The organism is Pseudomonas sp. dw_612, assembly GCF_018449725.1.
Classification (GTDB): domain Bacteria; phylum Pseudomonadota; class Gammaproteobacteria; order Pseudomonadales; family Pseudomonadaceae; genus Aquipseudomonas.
In genome coordinates this window covers 164,082-184,204 of record NZ_JAAVVC010000015.1, presented here as the reverse complement: position 1 = coordinate 184,204, position 20,123 = coordinate 164,082, and the positions used below count along the sequence as shown (strand labels likewise).

Here is a 20,123-nt window from a genome sequence, read left to right as displayed (position 1 = left end):
AACGCCCGGATGTATAAAACCGGCGACCTCGGCCGTTACCTGAAAGACGGCAACATCGAATACCTCGGCCGCAACGACGACCAGGTCAAAATCCGCGGCTTCCGCATCGAGTTGGGCGAAATCGAAACCAAACTCGCCCAACACGCCGACATCAACGAAGCCGTCGTCCTGGCCCGCGAAGACGTGCCCGGCGACAAACGCCTGGTCGCCTACTACACCGCGCCGCAAACCCTCGACATCAACCAATTGCGCAGCCATCTGCAAACGCAGCTCCCGGGCTACATGGTCCCGGCTGCCTACGTACACCTGGAGGCGTTGCCACTGACCCCGAACGGCAAACTCGACCGCAAAGCCTTGCCGATCCCGGACCTGGACGCCGTGATCACCCGAGGCTACGAAGCGCCCGTCGGCGAAACCGAAACCACCCTGGCGCACATCTGGCAAAACCTGCTCGGTCTGCCAAAAGTCGGTCGCCACGACCACTTCTTCGAACTCGGCGGTCATTCCCTGTTGGCCGTCAGCCTGATCGAACGCATGCGCCAGGCCGGATTGAGCGCAGACGTTCGTGCACTGTTCAGCCAACCGACCCTGGCCGCACTGGCTGCGGCGGTTGGCAGCAGCAACGAGATCAATGTTCCGGCCAATCTGATTCCGCTGAACTGCGAGCAGATCACCCCGGCCATGCTGCCACTCGCCACCCTGACTCAAGAAACCCTCGACCGCATCATCGCCACCGTCCCCGGCGGCGTGGGCAACGTGCAAGACATCTACCCACTGGCCCCGTTGCAGGAAGGCATCCTCTATCACCACCTCGCCGCCGAGCAGGGCGACCCTTACGTGTTGCAGTCGCAGTTTGCCTTCGACAGCCGCGAACACCTCGAGGCGTTCACCCAAGCGTTGCAGGTCGTGATCGACCGCCACGACATCCTCAGAACCTCGATGGCCTGGGAAGGGCTGGATGAACCGATGCAAGTGGTCTGGCGCACAGCCCGACTGGCAATAGAAGAAGTCAACATCGACGCCGCCGCAGGCGACATCGCCGAGCAACTGCGCGAACGTTTCGACTCCCGCCACCATCGCCTCGACATCCGCCAGGCACCGCTGATGTGCATCAAATATGCCCACGACGCAGCCAACCAACGCTGGGTCGCGACGCTGCTGTTCCACCACATGGCGCTCGACCACACGGCGCTGGAAGTGGTGCGCCACGAGATGCAGGCGCATTTGCTGGGTCAATCGGACCTGTTGGGCGCCGCGATCCCGTATCGCAACTACGTGGCCCAGGCGCGCCTCGGTGTCGGCCAGGAACAGCACGAAGCGTTTTTCCGCGACATGCTCGGTAACATCGATGAGCCGACCCTGCCGTTCGGCCTGACCCAAGTCCAGGGCGACGGGCGCGGCATCGAGGAAGTGACGGCGCCGGTTGATCCGGCATTGAGCCGGCGTCTGCGGACCCAGGCGCGGTTGCTGGGCGTCGGCGCCGCGAGCCTGGTCCATTTGGCCTGGGCCCAGGTGTTGGGCATGGCTTCCGGCCAACCCAGCGTGGTGTTCGGCACGGTGCTGATGGGCCGGATGCAGGGCGGTGAAGGGGCGGATCGTGCCTTGGGCATGTTCATCAACACCTTGCCGATCCGCGTGCAGGTCGATGCGCAAAGCGTGCGCGCCGCCGTCAGGGCAACCCACGCACGGCTGACCGGTTTATTGGGTCATGAGCATGCCTCATTGGCCCTGGCCCAGCGCTGCAGCGGTGTGGCCGCGCCGGCGCCACTGTTCAGCGCGATTCTGAATTACCGGCACAGCTCGGTGCAGGTGACCGATGAATTGTTGTCGGCCTGGAGCGGCATGCACCTGTTGGCCAGCGAAGAACGCACCAACTACCCGCTGACCCTGAATGTCGATGACCTGGGCCAGGGCTTCAGCCTGACGGCGCAGGTCGAGGCGCAGATAGGCGCGCAACGCATTTGCGGCTACATGCAGGTCGCGTTGGAAAGCCTGGTCACGGCACTGGAACACGCGCCGCAGACCTCGATGCACGATTTGGCGGTGTTGCCGCTGGCAGAACGTCACCAGTTGCTCGACACCTGGAACGCGCCGACCGGCGAGTACGCCCATGACCGCACGATCCATGGCCTTTTCGAAGCCCAGGCGAGCGCACAACCCGATGCCGTGGCGCTGGTGTTTGAGGATCAATTGCTGACCTACGGCGAACTCAACGCCCGGGCCAACCAGGTCGCCCATCGCTTGTTGTTGCTGGGCATCCGCCCGGATGATCGGGTGGCGATTTGCGTCGAACGCGGTCTGGAAATGATCATTGGCCTGCTGGGCATCCTCAAGTCCGGCGCGGGTTATGTGCCGCTGGATCCGGCGTATCCGGCCGAACGCATCGCCTACATGCTGGAAGACAGCACGCCGGTCGCGATATTGGCGCACGCCGCCACCCGCGAACTGCTGGCCGAAGAGTCGGTGCGGGTGCTCGACCTCGATTGCCCGTCATTGCACAGCCAATCGGTGGTCAATCCGCAAGTGCCGGACTTGACCTCGTCGCACTTGGCGTACGTGATCTACACCTCCGGCTCGACCGGTTTGCCGAAAGGCGTGATGGTCGAACACCGCAACGTCGCCCGGTTGTTCTCGGCGACTCAAGACTGGTTCGATTTCGGCCTGCAGGACGTCTGGGCCTTGTTCCATTCATTTGCCTTCGACTTCTCGGTCTGGGAAATCTGGGGCGCGTTGACCTACGGCGGCCGCTTGCTGGTGGTGCCGCAAGCCGTCAGCCGTTCGCCGCAAGAATGCTACGCGTTGCTGTGCGAGGCCGGGGTCACGGTGCTGAACCAGACGCCGAGTGCGTTCCGCCAGTTGATCGCCGCCCAAGGCGAAAGCGCCACGGCTCACAGCCTACGCCAGGTGATTTTCGGCGGGGAAGCGCTGGAGCCGGGACTGCTCAAACCGTGGTATGCCCGCGCCGTCAACGAACAGACGCAACTGGTCAATATGTACGGCATCACTGAAACCACGGTGCACGTGACGTACCGAGCACTGCGCCCGGTGGATGCGCAAACCGCAGGCGTCAGCCCAATTGGCGGGCGGATCCCCGATTTGCAGTTGTACATCCTCAATCCACAACGCGAGCCGGTGCCTGTGGGTGTCATCGGTGAAATGTACGTCGGCGGCGCGGGGGTGGCTCGGGGTTATCTGAACCGTCCCGAGCTGACTGCTGAACGGTTTATCACCGACGCCTTTAGCCACCGCGCGGACGCCCGTTTGTACCGCACCGGTGACCTCGGTCGCTGGCTCGCGGACGGTACGGTTGAATACCTGGGCCGCAACGACGAGCAGGTGAAGATCCGCGGTTTCCGTATCGAACTGGGCGAGATCGAAGCCACGCTGGCAGCGTGCGAAGGCGTTCGCGAAGCGCTGGTCATCGCCCGGGAAGATGCGCCGGGGGACAAGCGCCTGGTGGCGTATGTGATTGCGCAGGAAGGCGTCGAACTCAGCACCACGGAGCTGCGCGCCCAACTGCTGGACACCCTGGCCGACTACATGCTGCCGAGCGCGTTCGTGACGCTGGCCGCATTCCCGTTGACCGCCAACGGCAAACTGGATCGCAAGGCACTGCCGGCGCCGGATCAGTCGTCGGTGGTGTCCCAGGCTTACGCCGCACCGCAAGGCGCGGTCGAGATCGCCCTGGCGGCAATCTGGCAAGCGTTGCTGGGCCTGGAACAAATCGGTCGTCACGACAATTTCTTCGAACTGGGCGGCCACTCGCTGCTGGCGGTGAAGCTGATCGAGCGCATGCGCCACGCAGGCTTGAGCGCTGACGTCCGCGTCCTCTTCAGTCAACCGACCCTGGCAGCCCTGGCCGCTGCGGTGGGCGGCTATACGGAAGTGGTGGTGCCGGCCAATCGGATTGCCCCGGATTGCCAACGCATCACTCCGGACATGCTGCCGCTGGCCAATCTGGATCAGCCGGCGATTGATCAAATCGTGTCGAGGGTCCCCGGCGGCGTCAGTAACGTGCAGGACATTTACCCGCTCGCGCCGTTGCAGGAGGGGATTTTGTATCACCACCTCGCGGCCGCCCAGGGTGATCCGTACCTGCAATATGTGATGTTCGGCTTCGACAGTTTTGCCCGTCTGACAAATTTCAGTCAGGCGCTGCAAGCCGTGGTCGCCCGGCATGACATCCTGCGCACCGGTGTGCTGTGGGAAGGACTGGCCGAACCGATGCAAGTGGTCTGGCGTGAAGCGCGGCTGGTGGTTGAGCCGGTTTTACTGGAGCCATCGGTCGGCGATATTGCTGAACAACTGCACCAGCGTTTCGACCCGCGACACTATCGCCTGGACATCCGCGAGGCGCCGCTGATGCGCATCGCTTATGCGCAGGACACGGCGAATCAGCGCTGGGTCGGCATCCTGTTGTTCCATCACCTGGTGGACGATGCGACGTCACTGGCGGTGCTGGCCTCGGAAATCGAGGCGCATATGCTCGGCCAGGCGCAACGCCTGCCGATGTCGGTGCCGTACCGCAACTACGTGGCCCAGGCTCGATTGGGTGTGAGCCGCGAAGCCCATGAAGCGTTTTTCCGCGACATGCTCGGTGATGTTGACGAGCCGACGTTGCCGTTCGGTTTGCAGGACGTGCAGGGCGATGGCAGCGGTATCGAAGAGGTGCGCCAAGACATCGACGCCGACCTCAGCCGCCGATTGCGGGTTCAGGCTCGCCAGCTCGGCGTGAGTGCGGCGAGTCTGTATCACCTGGTCTGGGCGCAGGTGTTGGCCAAGGTATCGGGCAAGGACGACGTGGTGTTCGGCACCGTACTGGTTGGCCGGATGCAGGCCGGCGAGGGCGCTGATCGGGCGTTGGGGATGTTCATCAACACCTTGCCGCTACGGGTGAAACTGGGTGAACACGGTGTGCGTGCCGGGGTGAAAGCGACCCATGCGCAACTGAGTGCGCTGCTCGGCCATGAGCACGCGTCGCTGGTATTGGCGCAACGTTGCAGTGGCGTGGAAGCACCGACGCCGCTGTTCAGTGCACTGCTTAACTACCGCCACACCGGTGCGATGACCTCGACCGAGGCGCTGTCCGCGTGGGATGGCATTGAAATGCTCAGCGGCGAAGAACGCACCAATTACCCGCTGACCTTGTCGGTGGACGATCAGGGTGAGTCGTTCAGTTTCACGGTCATGACGCCGGCACGAATTGGCGCGCAACGCATCTGCGGCTATGTGCAGCAGACGTTGCAAGGCTTGATCGAGATGCTTGAGCAGACGCCAGAAGCGCCGTTGCATGGGTTGTCGATCCTGCCTGCCGCCGAATCCGCGCAGTTGTTGGTGACGTTCAACGCCACGGAAGCGGATTACCCGCTGGAGCAGACGATTCACGGGTTGTTTGAAGCCCAGGTAGAGCGCACGCCGGATGCCGTGGCGGTGATCCATGACGGTCAACCGCTGAGTTATCGCGAGCTCAACAACCGGGCCAACCGCTTGGCCCATCACCTGCGCAAACAGGGTGTAGCGCCGGATTCACGGGTGGCGATTTGCGTCGAGCGCAGTGCCGAGATGGTGGTCGGACTGCTGGCGATTCTGAAGGCGGGCGGCGGTTATGTGCCGCTGGACCCGGCTTATCCGCTGGATCGGATTGCCTACATGCTGGAGGACAGTGCTCCGGCGGCCGTGCTGACACAGGCTGGGACTCGTGGGCTGTTGTCCCATGTCCAGGTGCCGCTGATTGATCTGGACCGCGCTTCGTGGAGTGAAGAGTCGGGCGCCAATCCTGTGATTGAAGGGCTGACGTCGGCGCATCTCGCTTACGTGATCTACACCTCCGGCTCCACCGGTCTGCCGAAAGGCGTGATGATCGAACACCGCAACACCGTGAACTTCCTGACCTGGGCGCATCGTTCGTTTGACCGTGAAACCTTGGCCAAGACGCTGTTCTCGACTTCGCTGAACTTCGACTTGGCGGTTTACGAATGCTTCGCGCCGCTGACATCTGGCGGCAGCATTGATGTCGTGACTAATGTGCTGGAACTGCGAGACGACATCACCCTGATCAACACCGTGCCGTCAGCCCTCAAAGCCTTGCTGGAATCCGGTGGGTTGAGCGCCAACGTGCACACGGTCAACGTAGCGGGTGAAGCGCTGAAACGCAGTCTGGTGGAAAGTCTGTTCAAACAGACCAGCGTCAAGCGTTTGTGCAACCTCTACGGCCCGTCGGAAACCACGACCTACTCAAGTTGGGTATCGATGGAGCGCGAGGACGGTTTCGCCGCCCATATCGGCAAACCCGTGGCCAACACCCGGTTCTACTTGCTGGACGAACATCAGCAACTGGTTCCTTTGGGCGTTCCAGGCGAAATCTTCATCGGCGGCGCCGGCGTGGCGCGCGGTTATCTCAACCGCGACGACCTCACCGCCGAACGCTTCCTCACCGATCCCTTCAGCACCAACGGCCGGATGTATAGAACCGGCGACCTCGGCCGCTACCTGCCAGACGGCAACATCGAATACCTCGGCCGCAACGACGATCAAGTGAAAATCCGCGGCTTCCGCATCGAACTCGGCGAGATCGAAGCCAAACTCGCGCAACACGACGCCGTAAAAGAAGCCGTGATCCTGGCTCGTGAAGACGTGCCGGGTGAGAAACGCCTGGTCGCCTATTTCACCCTGAACGCCTCGGATGACGCGGCGGACATCGAAGACCTGCGCGCCCATCTGCAAACCCAACTCCCGGCCTACATGGTGCCGGCGGCGTATGTGCGCCTCGACGCCTTGCCGCTGACCCCCAACGGCAAACTCGACCGCAAGGCGCTACCAGCACCGGATCTGGCGTCGGTCATCACCCGTGGCTATGAAGCCCCCATCGGCGAAACCGAAATCACCCTGGCCCAACTCTGGGCGGAAGTCCTCAACGTGGAGCGCGTCGGTCGTCACGATCATTTCTTCGAATTGGGCGGGCACTCGTTGCTGGCCGTCAGCCTGATGGAGCGCATGCGCCAGGCTGGCATGGAAGCGGATGTCAGGACGTTGTTCGAGCAACCCACGCTCTCGGAATACGCGGCAACGACAGAAAAAATGGAGATTGTCCTGTGAGTGTGATCGAACTGTTGGCGACACTAAAAGAAAAAGACGTACAGCTTTCAGTCAAGGGCGACCAACTCGTCGTACGGGGCAGGAAACAATCACTGGGCGAACCGGCCGTTCTGGCCCTGCTGCGTGAGCACAAAGCGACGCTGATCGAGTTGATCAAGGCCGGGCAATACGACGCGAGCAAGGCCGGCGAAATCGATATTCCCGCCAACGCCATTGCGCCGGGATGCACAGCAATCACCCCGCAGATGCTGCCGTTGGTGACCCTGACTCAATCCGCGATCGACCAGATCGTCGCCACCGTGCCGGGCGGCGCCGCCAACGTGCAGGATATTTACCCGTTGGCGCCGTTGCAGGAGGGGATTCTGTATCACCACCTGACCGCCACCCAAGGCGATCCGTATGTGTTGCAGGCGCAGTTCACGATCACCACCCGCGAACGTCTGGCGGATTTTGCCGACGCCTTGCAAAGCGTAATCGATCGCCACGACATCCTGCGCACCGCCATCGTCCGCGAAGGCCTGGATGAACCGGTGCAAGTCGTCTGGCGCCAGGCGCGTCTGGGGCTCAAGGACATCAGCGCCGACCTCGTCGACGGCGACGTCATGGCACAGTTGCAAGGGCGTTTCGATCCCCGCCACCATCGCCTCGATCTCAGTCAGGCGCCGTTGCTGTTGCTGGTGTTCGCCGAAGACACGCCGAATCAGCGCTGGGTGGCGATGTTGCTGTTCCACCATATGGTCCTCGATCACGCGGCACTGGCGGTTGTGCAGCATGAAATGCAGGCCTGCTTGATGGGCCAGGCCGAACAACTGGGCACCGCCGTGCCGTATCGCAACTACGTGGCACGCACCCGCCAGGCGGGTCAGCGCAAGGCTGACGAGACGTTTTTCAGCGAGATGCTCGGCGATGTCGATGAGCCGACCTTGCCCTTCGGCCAGCAGGATGTGCTGGGCGATGGCAGTGCCATCGAAGAAAGCCATCAGCCGTTGCCGCCAGAACTGAGCCGCCGTCTGCGGGGGCAGGCCCGTCAACTTGGGGTCAGCGCGGCGAGTGTTTTCCATCTCGCCTGGGCCCAGGTGTTGGGCTGTGTGTCGGGCCGTGAAGATGTGGTGTTCGGCACCGTGATGCTCGGGCGCATGCAGGCCTCGGAAGGCATGAGCCGGGCGTTGGGCATGTTCATCAACACCTTGCCGCTGCGGGTGGGCGTCGGTGCGCAGAGTGTGCGCGACGGGGTGAAGGCGACCCATGCGCGACTGAGCACGTTGCTCAGTCACGAATACGCGTCCCTGGCGCTGGCCCAGCGTTGCAGCGGTGTGGCGGCGCCGACTCCGCTGTTCAGCGCTTTGCTGAATTACCGCCACAGCGCCAGCGCAACCCAGGCGATCCCGGCCGAAGCGAGTCAGGCCTGGAGCGGCATCGAAACCCTGAGCGCGCAGGAGCGGACCAATTATCCGCTGATCCTCTCGGTCGACGATTTTTCCGATGACTTCGCCTTGAGCGTGCAAGCGAGTGCATTGATCGGCGCGCAACGCCTGTGCGATTACATGCAGTCTGCCGTGGAGTCGCTGGTCACCGCGTTGGAAAAAGCCCCGGAATCGCAGCTCAATCGCCTGGCGATCCTGCCTGTCGCCGAGCGCGAACAGGTGCTGGTGACCTTCAACAACACCGACCGCGACTATCCGCAGGACCAGACGGTCCATGCCTTGTTCGAAGCGCAAGCCCAGGCTCGCCCGGACGCGCCTGCCGCCGTGCAGGCCACGCAAACCTTGAGTTACGGTGAACTGAACAGCAAAGCCGAGCAATTGGCCGGACACCTGATTGGGTTGGGCGTAAAACCGGGCGATGCCGTGGCGATCCTGTTGCCACGCTCGCTGGATTTGCTGGTCAGCCAATTGGCAATTCTCAAGTGCGCGGCGGTCTATCTGCCGCTGGACATCAATGCGCCTGTCGAACGCCAGCAATTCATGCTGCAAGACAGCGGTGCAGTACTGGCCTTGACCCGTAGCGACGAAGTGTTGAGCGAAGGCGTGCGTCGGGTCGATCTGGACGTGGTTCAGCTTGATGACCAGCCAGCCCATGCGGCGCCGCGATCCCAGTCCAGCGAAACCCCGGCGTACATCATGTACACCTCGGGCTCCACCGGCACCCCGAAAGGCGTATTGGTGCCGCATCGGGCGATCAGTCGGTTGGTGATCAACAATGGGTATGCCGATTTCAACGCGACGGATCGCGTGGCCTACGCCTCGAACCCTGCGTTCGACGCCAGCACCCTCGAAGTCTGGGCGCCGTTGCTCAATGGCGGTTGCGTGGTCGTGGTCGAGCAGGATGTATTGCTGTCGCAAGCACGCTTGAGCGCATGGCTGCTGGAACAATCCGTCAGCGTGTTGTGGATGACGGCGGGCCTGTTTCACCAGTACGCCGACGGTCTGATGGCGGTGTTCGGGCAATTGCGTTACCTGATTGTCGGTGGCGATGTGCTCGATCCGGCGGTGATTGGCCGCGTTCTGAACGAAGGCGCGCCGCAGCATCTGCTCAATGGCTATGGCCCGACGGAAGCCACCACGTTTTCCACCACCCATGAAATCAAGGCAGTCGGTGCGGGCAGCATTCCGATTGGTCGTCCGATCGGCAACACCCGGGTCTACGTGCTCGACGCCCAGTTGCGAGCCGTGCCACTGGGCGTGCCCGGCGAGCTGTTTATCGGTGGGGCGGGCGTCGCGAAGGGCTATCTGAACCGTCCCCAATTGACCGTTGAAAAATTCATTGCCGACCCGTTTAACGGTCAATCGATGTACCGCACTGGCGACCTGGGCCGCCATCTGCCGGACGGCTCGATCGAATACCTGGGCCGCAACGATGATCAGGTGAAAATCCGTGGCTATCGCATCGAACTGGGTGAAATCGAATCCCGGTTGACGCAACACGAAAGCGTGAAAGAAGCCGTCGTACTGGTTCGCGAAGATGTCCCCGGCGAAAAACGCCTGGTGGCGTACTTCACGGACGATGGCTTGGTGGACCTCGAAGTCCTGCGCGCTCATCTGCAATCGCGCCTGCCGGACTACATGGTGCCGGCGGCTTACGTGCGGCTCGATACCTTGCCGCTGACCGCCAACGGCAAACTCGACCGCAAGGCGTTGCCGGCGCCGGACCTGGCCTCGATGGTCACCCGAGGCTATGAAGCCCCGGTCGGCGACACCGAAATCACCCTGGCCCGGCTCTGGGCGCAAGTGCTGAACGTGGAGCGCGTCGGGCGTCACGATCATTTCTTCGAACTGGGCGGGCACTCGCTGCTGGCGGTCAACCTGATCGAACAGATGCGTCAGGTCGGCCTCAGTGCCGACGTGCGCGTGCTGTTCGGCCAGCCAACCCTCGCGGCGTTGGCTGCTGCGATAGGCGGCGGGACTGAAATTGAGGTGCCGGCCAACGGCATCACCCCGGACTGCGGACGAATCACTCCGGACCTGCTGCCCCTGGCATCGCTGACCCAGGACGCCATCGACCGTATCGTCGCGACGGTGCCCGGTGGCACGGCCAACGTGCAGGATATTTACCCGTTGGCGCCGTTGCAGGAAGGCATCCTCTACCACCATATTTCCGCCGAGCAGGGCGACCCCTACGTCTTGCAGTCGCTGTTTGCCTTTGACAGCGAGGCGCGTCTTCACGCTTTCACCCAGGCGTTGCAGGGCGTTATCGACCGTCACGATATTTTGCGCACCGCCGTGCTGTGGGAAGGGCTGGAACAACCGATGCAAGTGGTCTGGCGCCAGGCTCGGCTCGGTGTCGAGCAACTGGTGTTGAGTCCCGACGACGGAGATGTCGTCACTCAACTGCATGCGCGTTTCGACTCCCGCCATCATCGGCTCGATATCCGTCAGGCGCCGCTGATGGGCCTGCGGGTGGCCGAGGATCCGGCTAACCAGCGCTGGGTCGCGATGCTGTTGTTCCACCACATCGCCCTCGACCACACCGCGCTGGAAGTGGTGCAGCATGAAATGCAGGCGCATTTGCTGGGTCAGGAAGGCCAGCTAACGGCGGCGATGCCGTACCGCAACTACGTGGCCCAGGCCCGATTGGGCGTGAGCCAGGCCGAACATGAAGCCTTCTTCCGCGAGATGCTCGGCGATATCGACGAGCCGACGCTGCCGTTCGGCCTGCAGCACGTGCAGGGTGATGGCAGCGGGATTGAGGAAGCCAAACTTGAGGTAAACGCCGAGCTGAGCCGACGCCTTCGGGCCCAGGCGCGGCAAATCGGCGTGAGCGCCGCCAGCCTTCACCATTTGGCCTGGGCACAGGTCATCGGACGTTTGTCCGGGCGTGAGGACGTGGTGTTCGGCACCGTGCTGATGGGCCGGATGCAGGGCGGCGATGGCGCGGACCGGGCGCTGGGCATGTTCATCAACACTTTGCCGCTGCGGGTCAGCCTGGACGAGCAGGGCGTGCGCACTGGGGTCAAAGCCACCCACGGACGGCTGACCGCGTTGCTCGGTCACGAGCATGCCTCGCTGGCACTGGCGCAACGTTGCAGTCGCGTGGCGTCACCGGCGCCGCTGTTCAGTGCGCTGCTGAATTACCGCCACAGCGCGGGCGGCGCGGCGTCGGCAGAAGCGATTACAGCCTGGCAAGGCATGCAAAACCTGGGTGCCGAAGAGCGCACCAACTACCCGCTGACCCTGTCGGTGGATGATCTGGGCGAAGGTTTCCTGTTAAGCGCGCTGGTGCTCAAAGGCATCGGTGCCGCGCGCATCTGCGCCTATATGCACACGGCCATCGAGGGGCTGGTTCAGGCGCTGGAGCAGGCGCCGCTCACACCGCTGAATCAACTGGAGATCCTGCCCGACGCCGAGCGCCACCAACTGCGGGTGGATTTCAACGCCACGACCCGCGCCTATCCCCAGCACAACACCGTGCTCGCGCTGTTTGAAGCGCAAGTGGCGCACACACCGGACGCGGTGGCGGCGGTGCATGGTGCTGAGCAGTTGACCTATGCAGCGCTGAATCTGCGCGCCAACCGTCTGGCCAATTATCTGATCGGTTTGGGCGTGCAACCGGACGATCGCGTGGCGATTCTGCTGCCGCGCTCGCTCGATTTGCTCGCCAGCCAACTGGCGGCGTTGAAATGCGCGGCGGCTTATGTGCCGCTGGATCGCAATGCTTCGCTGGAGCGTCAACGCTTCATGCTGGAAGACAGCCAGGCCTCGGTGTTGCTGACGTTCAGTCATCAGGATGCACCGGAAGGTCCACGGCGCATCGATCTGGATACACTGAGTCTGAACGACCAGGCTAGCCACGCCCCGGCACTGGCGCAGTCCGCCGAAACCATCGCCTACATCATGTACACCTCCGGTTCCACCGGTCAGCCCAAAGGCGTGTTGGTCCCGCACCGGGCGATCAATCGGCTGGTGATCAACAACGGTTACGCCGATTTCAACGCGCAAGACCGAATCGCCTTCGCCTCCAACCCGGCGTTCGACGCCAGCACCATGGACGTGTGGGGCGCCTTGCTCAATGGCGGTCGGGTCATTGTGATCGACCACGAAACCCTGCTGGAGCCGTCACGCTTTGCCCAGGTGTTGACCGAGTCCGGGGCGACGGTGTTGTTCGTGACCACGGCGATTTTCAACCAGTACGTGCAACTGATTCCGCAAGCCATTGGCAACCTGCGCATCCTGTTGTGCGGCGGCGAACGGGCCGACGCGGCGTCCTTCCGCCGCTTGTTGAGCCTGGCGCCGAAGCTGCGGCTGGTGCATTGCTACGGTCCGACCGAAACCACCACCTACGCCACCACTTATGAAGTGAAAACCGTGACGCCGGACGCCGAAATCGTGCCCATCGGCGGGCCGATTTCCAACACGCAAATCTACGTGCTCGACGCCCGCCAGCAGCTCGCACCGTTAGGCGTGGTCGGCGAAATCTACATTGGTGGCCGCGGCGTGGCGAAGGGTTACCTGAACCGCCCGGAACTGACCGCCCAGGCGTTTATCGCGGATCCGTTCAGCGATGAACCCGCAGCGCTGCTGTACCGCACCGGCGATCTCGGTCGCTGGTTGCCCGAAGGAAACCTCGAATGCCTGGGGCGCAATGACGATCAGGTGAAGATTCGTGGTTTCCGCATCGAACTCGGCGAGATCGAGGCCAAACTCGTCGCCTGCGCAGGCGTGAAGGACGCGGTGGTGCTGGTCCGCGCCGAGCAGCCCGGCGAAAAACGCCTGGTGGCTTACGTGGTGGCGCAACCCGATATCACGCTGACGGTGGCCGGGCTGCGCGAGCAATTGTCCGCCGCGCTCTCTGAATACATGGTGCCGAGCGCATTCGTGATGCTGCCGGTCTTTCCCCTGACGCTGAATGGCAAAGTTGATCGCAAGGCCCTGCCGGCGCCGCAAGCCGACGCCTACGCCAGTCAGGCTTACGAAGCGCCGCAAGGCGAAATCGAGCAGACGCTGGCGGCTTTGTGGGCGGATTTGCTGAACGTGGAGCAGGTCGGTCGTCGCGACAATTTCTTTGAACTGGGCGGTCATTCGCTGTTGGCCATGCGCCTGATCGAGCGCATGCGTCAGGTCAATCTGGCGGTGGACGTTCGCGTCCTGTTCGGCCAGCCAACGCTGATGGCACTGGCCGCTGCCGTGGGCGGGCACACCGATGTGGTGGTGCCGGCCAACGCCATCGTCGAAGGCTGCCCGCGCATCACCCCGGATTTGCTGCCCCTGGCGACATTGAGCCAATCGGCCATCGACCGCATCGTTGCGAGCGTGCCCGGTGGCGTCGCCAATGTGCAGGACATCTATCCGCTGGCGCCGTTGCAGGAAGGCATTCTCTATCACCACCTCACGGCGGAAAAAGGCGATCCCTACGTGCTGCAGACGCAGTTCGGGTTTGAGAGCCGCGCACGCCTGGATGATTTCGCCCAGGCGCTGCAACAGGTAATCGACCGCCACGACATCCTGCGCACCGCGATGGTCTGGGAAGGTCTGGTCGAACCGATGCAAGTGGTGTGGCGCAAGGCACAGCTGATTTGCGAACCGTTTGAACCGGGCGCTGGCGATGTCGCCGCGCAATTGCATGAACGCTTCGATGCCCGGCATTACCGCCTCGATGTGCGTCAGGCGCCGATGTTGCGGCTGGTGTTCGCCGAGGACCTGGCCAACCAACGCTGGGTCGCGACGCTGTTGTTCCATCACATGGCGCTGGACCACACGGCGCTGGAAACCCTGGAACACGAAATGCAGGCGCATTTGCTTGGCCACGCGCATCAATTGGGCAATGCGGTGCCGTACCGCAACTATGTGGCCCAGGCGCGTCTGGGCGTCAGTCAGGATGAGCACGAAGCATTTTTCCGCGAAATGCTCAGCGATATCGAAGAGCCGACGCTGCCGTTTGGCCTGCTGAATGTGCAGGGCGATGGCACGGGGGTCGAGGAAGTGAAAGTGGCGGTGGAGACGCAGTTGAGTCAGCGTCTTCGCAGTCAGGCGCGGCAGCTCGGCGTTAGCGCGGCGAGTGTGGTGCATCTGGCCTGGGCGCAGGTCCTGGGTCGGGTCAGCGGTCGCGACGAAGTGGTTTTCGGCACCGTGCTGCTGGGGCGGATGCAGGGCGGCGAAGGGGCCGACCGCGCGCTGGGGATGTTCATCAACACCTTGCCGTTGCGGGTAAGCCTGGGTGCGCAAGGTGCGGCTGCGGCGGTGAAAGCCACGCATATGCGTCTGACCGGGCTGCTGGGTCATGAACACGCTTCCCTGGCATTGGCCCAACGTTGCAGTGGGGTGGCGGCGCCGACGCCGTTGTTCAGTGCGATGCTCAACTATCGACATTGCGCCGTTGAGATCACCGCGCGAATGATCTCTGCGTGGCAGGGCATGCAAGCACTGGGCGGCGAAGAACGCACCAACTATCCGCTGTCGTTGGCGGTGGATGATGAAGGCCAAGGGTTCAACCTGGTGGTGCAAGCGGTGGCCGGGATCGATGCGCAACGCGTCGCCGGGTACATGCAAATGGCGCTCGAAAGCCTGGTTGCTGCGCTGGAACAGGCACCAGAAACGCCGCTGCATGAACTCGACAGTCTGCCGCTGGCCGAACGCCGGCAATTGCTCGACACCTGGAACGCCACGCACGTGGCTTATCCGCAGGACCAGACGCTCGCGCAGTTGTTCCAGGCGCAGGTCGAGGCGTCTGCGGACGCGGTGGCTATTCAGTTCGGCGATCAACAGCTGAGCTACGCCGAGCTGAACGACCGGGCGAATCAGGTCGCGCATCATTTGCTGGCCCTTGGCGTCCGTTCGGACGATCGCGTGGCCATCTGCGTCGAACGTGGCCTGGGCATGTTGGTCGGGCTGTTGGGTATTTTGAAATCCGGCGCCGCTTATGTGCCACTGGACCCAGCTTATCCGTTGGATCGCCTGACCTACATGTTGGAAGACAGCGCCCCGGTGGCCTTGCTGGTGCACGCCGCGACCCATGATCTGCTGGCGGAAGCGTCGATGCCGGTGTTTGACCTAGACAGCGAGGCGTGGCAGGAACTGTCCACGGCCAATCCATCGATGTCGGGAGCCCAGGCGTCGGACCTGGCTTACGTGATCTACACCTCGGGTTCGACCGGCAAGCCGAAAGGCGTGATGGTCGAGCACCGCAGCGTGGTCAACCTGTTGTGCGCGATGGCCGACACGGTAGGTGTGGACGCGAGCGATCGGGTCTTGGCGCTGACCACCCTGGGCTTCGATATTGCCGGTCTGGAGCTGTTCCTGCCGCTGATGTGCGGTGCGCGGATTGTTTTGGTGTCCCGTGATCAGGCGCGTGATGGTCGCTTGTTGGCCGAGGTGATTGCCAGCAGCGGCGCGACCATTGCCCAGGCCACCCCGGCGAGTTGGCGCATGCTGCTCGAATCGGGTTGGCAGGGCGATGCCGCGCTGACCGTGTTGTGTGGCGGCGAAGCGTTGCCGGCGGACCTTGCCCGGCGTGTCGCAGGGCAGGTCAAGCGGTTGTTCAATGTGTACGGGCCGACCGAAACGACGATTTGGTCTTCGGCGCTAGAAGTTCAGGAGGTGGGTGGCAGCCAGGTCAGCATCGGCCGGCCCATCGCCAACACGCAGTTCTATTTGCTTGATCAACATGGCAAACCGGTGCCGACGGGCGTTGCGGGTGAGATCTATATCGGCGGCACCGGTGTGGCGCGCGGGTATATGAATCGTCCCGATCTGACGGCCGAACGCTTTCTCGACGATCCATTCAGCAACGGCCGGATGTACCGCACCGGCGACATCGCCCGCTACTTGCCCGACGGCAATATCGACTACTTGGGCCGAAATGATGGTCAGGTGAAAATCCGTGGCTTGCGTATTGAGCTGGGTGAAATCGAAGTCGTGCTTGCTGCCTGCCAAGGTGTGAGCGAGGCCGTCGTGGTGGTCCGCGAAGATCGTCCCGGTGAGCAGCGCCTGGTGGCCTATTACAAGGCGCAATCAGCGCTGTCGGTGGACGTGCTGCGGGCCTTGATGCTCGCGCAACTGCCCGAATACATGGTGCCCGTGGCTTATGTGCTGCTCGACGCCATGCCGCAGACGCCCAACGGCAAACTCGACCGCAAGGCCTTGCCGGCGCCGGATGCCGGGGCGTTGAACGCCTATGGTTATGAAACGCCGTTGCCAGGCGTTGAATCGGAACTGGCGCAGATCTGGCAAGACTTGCTCGGTTTGGAACAGGTCGGTCGGCATGACCGCTTCTTTGAATTGGGCGGCCATTCGTTGCTGGCGATGCGGTTGATTTCCCAGGTGCGTTTGCGCCTGGGTGTGGAGCTGGCGCTGAGTGAACTGTTCAGCCATGCGCAGTTGAGCGAACTGGCCCAGGCCGTGTCCCGTGCCGGACACAGCACCTTGCCGGAGATCGTCGCGGTGAGTCGCGATGAGCCGTTGCCGCTGTCGTTCGCGCAACAACGCCTGTTGTTCCTGACCCGGATCGAAGGTGCCAGTGCGGCCTATCATCTGCCGGCCGGCCTGCGCCTGACCGGGGATCTTGATCGCGGCGCGCTGCAGCGTGCGCTGGATCGGATCGTCGCTCGTCATGAGGCGTTGCGTACAAGCTTCACGCAAATCCCGGAGCAACCCGCCACACAACGAATCGCCGCCAGTGATTGCGGTTTTGCCTTGCGGTTGATTGATCTGTCCGGGCATGCCGAGGCGGAGCACCAACTGAACACACTCGCTACCCAAGAGGCGTCGGCAGCCTTTGATCTTGAGCACGGCCCACTAATACGCGGGCAGTTGATCCGCCTGGGCGAGCGCGAACATGTGCTGCTGGTGACGATGCACCACATCGTTTCGGACGGTTGGTCCATCGGCGTGCTGACCCGGGAACTGGTCGCCTTGTATGAGGCGTTCCGCCATGGGCTGGACGATCCGCTGCCACCGCTGCCCGTACAGTACGCCGACTATGCCGTGTGGCAACGCCGCTGGTTGAGCGGTGAAGTCATGAAAACCCAGGGTGATTATTGGAAAACGGCGTTGGCGGATGCACCGGCGGTGTTGATGCTGCCGCTGGACCGTCCGCGACCCGCGCAACAGAACTATGCCGGCGCCGCTGTGCCGGTACTGTTCGATGCCTCCCTGACCGCCGACCTCAAAGCCCTGAGCCAGCGCCACGGCACCACGCTGTATATGACGGTGCTGGCCGGTTGGGCGGCGGTGCTCGGGCGTCTGTCGGGGCAGGACAAAGTGGTGATCGGCACGCCGGTGGCCAACCGTCTGCGCTCGGAAGTCGAAGGGCTGATCGGTTTCTTCGTCAACACCCTGGCCTTGCCGCTGGATGTGTCGGGGCAGCCGAGCATTGAGGCGTTGCTGCAACGGGTCAAGGCACAGACCTTGAGTGCCCAGGCCCATCAGGATTTGCCGTTCGAGCAAGTGGTCGAACTGGTCAAACCGGTGCGCAGCCTGTCCCACAGCGCAGTGTTCCAGGCCATGTTGTCGTGGCAGAACACCGAAAGCGTCGAGCTTGCGCTGGGCGACTTGAAGCTGGAAGGGCTGGGGGCTGCGGGGCGGACGGCGAAGTTCGATGTGTCCCTTGATTTGGGGGAAATCGAGGGTCGGATTCAGGGTTCGCTGGAGTTTGCCACGGCGTTGTTCGATTCAACGACGATGGAACGTTATCTCGGTTATCTGGAGCGAATGCTGCGGGCTATGGTGGCGGATGCGGGGCGGGCGGTGAGTTCGATTGCGTTGCAGGATGATGTCGAACGTCGGTTGCTGGCCGGGTTTAATGCGACTGAGGCGGCTTATCCGCTGGAACAGACGGTTCATGGGTTGTTTGAGGCGCAGGTTGAGCGCACGCCGGATGCCGTAGCCGTGGTTCATGGTTTGGAACAGTTGAGCTATCGCGCGCTGAATCAAAAGGCTAACCGGTTGGCGCATTACCTGCGCGGGCAGGGTGTGAGACCTGATTCTCGGGTGGCGATTTGTGTTGAGCGCTCGGCGGAGATGGTCGTTGGGTTGCTGGCGATTTTGAAGGCGGGCGGGGGTTATGTGCCGCTCGATCCGGCTTATCCGCTGGATCGGATTGCCTACATGTTGCAGGACAGCGCGCCGGCCGTTGTGTTGGCGCAAGCTTCGATACTGGGCTTGTTGGCCGAAGCTCCGATGCCAGTCATCGACCTGGATAGCGGCATTTGGCAGGACGAATCCGCCTCCAATCCTGTGATTGACGGACTGACGTCAGCGCATCTCGCGTATGTGATTTACACCTCGGGTTCGACCGGTTTGCCGAAAGGCGTGATGATTGAACACCGCAACACTGTGAACTTCCTGACCTGGGCGCATCGTTCATTTGATGAAAGCACGCTGGCGAAAACCTTGTTCTCCACCTCGTTGAACTTCGACCTCGCCGTTTATGAGTGCTTCGCACCGCTGACCTCTGGCGGCAGCATTAATGTCGTGAAGAACGTGTTGGAACCACAACACGACATCACCCTGATCAACACCGTGCCGTCAGCGCTTAAGGCGTTGTTGGAATCGGGCGGGTTGAGCAAAAACGTGCACACGGTGAACGTCGCCGGTGAAGCGCTGAAACGCAGCCTCGTGGAAAACCTGTTCGAACACACCAGCGTGCAGCGCCTGTGCAACCTCTACGGCCCTTCGGAAACCACCACTTACTCAAGCTGGGTGTCGATGGACCGCGAGGACGGTTTCGCCGCCCATATCGGTAAACCCGTGGCCAACACCCAGTTCTATTTGCTGGATGAACATCAACAACCCATGCCACTGGGCGTGCCGGGCGAAATCTACATCGGCGGCGCTGGCGTGGCGCGGGGCTATTTGAACCGCGACGACCTGACTGCTGAACGTTTCCTTAACGATCCATTCAGCACAAACGCCCGGATGTACCGAACCGGCGACCTCGGCCGCTACCTGAAAGACGGCAACATCGAATACCTCGGCCGCAACGACGACCAGGTCAAAATCCGTGGCTTCCGCATCGAACTCGGCGAAATCGAAGCCAAACTCGCCCAACACGAGGACATCAAGGAAACCGTGATCCTGGCCCGCGAAGACGTCCCCGGCGAAAAACGCCTGGTCGCCTATTACACACCGAGCAACGCGGACATTACCCCAGCCACTGGCGCACTGCGTTCACACCTGCAAGCGCTGCTGCCGGAATACATGGTGCCCGCCGCTTACGTGCGTCTCGACGCGCTGCCCCTGACCCCCAACGGCAAACTCGACCGCAAGGCCTTGCCAATACCGGACAGCAGCGCCTTTTCCACCCGTCACTATGAAGCGCCGATAGGCGACGTCGAGACGAAACTGGCGGCGCTATGGGCCGAGTTGCTGAAGGTCGAACGGGTCGGCCGTCACGACCATTTCTTTGAACTGGGCGGGCATTCCCTGATGGCGGTCAGCCTGATCGAACGCATGCGCAAGGACAACATGGAGGCCGATGTCCGCGTGCTGTTTGGTCAGCCGACGTTGGCACTGGTGGCGGCAGCCGTGGGGCAGGTGCAACGGGTCGAAGTGCCCCTGACGAAAATCCCCGCGCTTACGCGTAAACGCCGTATCTGA

The 20,123-nt window shown here is 62.6% G+C and carries 2 protein-coding genes (1 of these 2 only partly in view); both read left to right on the top strand.

The features are described from left to right. Positions 1-7,095 carry part of the coding region annotated (locus HB680_RS21945) for a non-ribosomal peptide synthetase (protein ID WP_213940593.1) on the top strand (this coding region is incomplete at its 5' end). The annotated region extends 6,952 nt beyond the left edge of the window, so 7,095 of the 14,047 annotated nt are shown. Then, positions 7,092-20,123: an amino acid adenylation domain-containing protein gene (locus HB680_RS21940; protein ID WP_346657415.1), complete on the top strand. Its 13,032-nt coding sequence runs from the start codon at positions 7,092-7,094 to the stop codon at positions 20,121-20,123. The genes HB680_RS21945 and HB680_RS21940, both read left to right, overlap by 4 nt.